The sequence below is a fragment of the Pyxidicoccus trucidator genome, from assembly GCF_010894435.1.
Classification (GTDB): Bacteria; Myxococcota; Myxococcia; order Myxococcales; family Myxococcaceae; genus Myxococcus; species Myxococcus trucidator.
The window spans coordinates 1-1,469 of the sequence record NZ_JAAIXZ010000061.1 but is presented as its reverse complement, the minus strand read 5'-3'; the positions used below and the strand labels follow the sequence as shown (position 1 = coordinate 1,469).

Sequence of the window (1,469 nt, the reverse complement as noted above, 5' to 3'; positions counted from 1 at the left end):
CTAGTTGAACTGCGCGAGATGCGGGGTTTGAGGTTGCCTGGCGTGTGAGGCGGGCGGGAGGCAAGTGAGGGGGCTGGCTGTTGGTGCTTGTAGGGAGGCGCGCCATGGCCGAGCAGGCAGCCCTGCGGGAATTAGAGGCGGAGGACATCGAGGACATCCGGCAGCGACTGAAGGAGTTCGTCCGCCCCTTCCAGGAGGTGCTGGTGCGCGAGGAGCAGCGGCGTCACCTGGCGGTGTACGTGGAGGGCCGTCTGATGCCGCTCCAGCGCCGCACGGGCGAGCCCATCGCGATGCAGAGCGGAGTCAAGGCGCGGCCGTTGCAGCACTTCGTGGGGCAGGGCAAGTGGGCGGACGAAGCGGTGCGCGAGGTGATGGCCGACCTCATCGCCGAGAAGATGGGCAGTCGGCGGGGCGTGCTCATCCTGGATGCCAGCGGCATCCAGAAGTACGGGGACGACTCGGTGGGAGTGCAGCGGCAGTGGTGCGGCCGGTTGGGCAAGGAGGAGCGGTGCCAGGTGGGGGAATTCCTGGCGTACGCGTCCCAGGGAAGCGTGGCGCTGGTGGACGGGCGGTTGTACTTGCCCAAGGGGTGGGCCGAGGACGCGCAGCGGCGAGAGAAATGCCAGGTGCCCCCGGAGGTGGAATTTCGCACCGGCTGGCAGTTGGCGTTGGAGATGGTGAAGGGGATTGGCCAGCGGGTGGCGCACGCGTGGGTGGTGGGAGACGACAGCTACGGGCGGCCCTGTGCGTTGAGAGATGGACTGCACGAGGCGGGCGAGCGCTACGTGCTGGAGGTGCCGGGCAAGGCGAAGGTGCGTCTGGTGCGAGGCGGTGGCTGGACGACGGCGAAGGCGTGGGCCGACAGCCTGCCCGCGGGAGCCTGGCAACGCTTCACCCTGCGCGATGGAGAGAAGGGCCCGCTGCCGGTGCGAGCGGCCAAGGCGCGCGTGCTCACCTCTCGCGAAGACGGCACGCAGCGGGTGGAGGTGCTGGTGGTCGTCGACTCGCTGACGTCTTCCAAATGCTGGTGGTACCTGGCCACCGACACCCAGGCCCGGCTGGCCGAGCTGGTGCGCGCGGCCAGTTGCCGCCATGGAGTGGAAGAGGCGCTGCGTTATGCCAAGAGCGAGGTGGGGCTGGCCGAGTACGAGGTGCGCGGCTGGGTGGGGTGGCACCACCACATGACGCTCTGCCTCATGGCACAGTGGTTTCTGGCCAGTGAAAAGCGCTGGCTGGAAAAAAGGGGGTACGCATTTCCGTACCGCAGGTACGCCGAGTGCTGGCCCACCTGCTTGTACCCCACTGGGACGTCCACCAGTTGGCCGAGAATGCCCGTCGCCAAGCGCAGCGCAACGAGTCAGCGCGCCGAGGCCACTGGCGCGCACACGGACGGCGCGCTCCTCCCCGCCACCGCGTCCGCAACCCCATGCGATGAGGCCGCATACCCGCATCTCGCGCAGTTCAACTAG

General features: G+C 68.4%; 1 protein-coding gene. It reads left to right on the top strand.

Translation table 11 applies throughout. The features are described 5' to 3' along the window. Nucleotides 1-104 precede the first annotated feature (104 nt). Nucleotides 105-1,469, top strand: a complete 1,365-nt coding sequence (locus G4D85_RS48375) for an IS701 family transposase (RefSeq protein WP_164021909.1) — start codon at nt 105-107, stop codon at nt 1,467-1,469.

Coding starts and splice junctions, on each gene's coding strand:
- G4D85_RS48375 (WP_164021909.1), top strand. CDS start 105: ATGGCCGAGCAGGCAGCCCTGCGGGAATTAGAGGCGGAGGACATCGAG.